This is a genomic window from Rhodoplanes roseus, assembly GCF_003258865.1.
GTDB lineage: Bacteria > Pseudomonadota > Alphaproteobacteria > Rhizobiales > Xanthobacteraceae > Rhodoplanes > Rhodoplanes roseus.
This window is the reverse complement of record NZ_NPEX01000764.1, coordinates 1-283: the sequence shown is the minus strand read 5'-3', so window position 1 is coordinate 283 and position 283 is coordinate 1. Positions and strand designations below refer to the sequence as shown.

At 59.4% G+C, this 283-nt stretch carries 1 pseudogene; it reads right to left on the bottom strand.

Features of this window, described 5'->3' with window-relative positions:
- A pseudogene (locus CH341_RS32305) lies at positions 1–283 on the bottom strand (F0F1 ATP synthase subunit alpha); the annotation flags it as partial.

Genomic DNA, 283 nt, shown 5'->3' with positions numbered 1-283 from the left:
CCTGCTTCATCGCCTTGATCTGAGCCGCCGAACCGACACGCGACACCGACAGACCGACATTCACCGCCGGACGGATACCCTGGTAGAAGAGATCCGTCTCCAGGAAGATCTGACCGTCGGTAATGGAGATGACGTTGGTCGGAATATAGGCCGACACGTCATTCGCCTGCGTTTCGATCACCGGCAGAGCCGTCAGGGAACCAGAACCGTAATCGTCGTTCATCTTCGCCGCGCGCTCCAGGAGCCGCGAATGCAGATAGAAGACGTCGCCCGGATAGGCCTC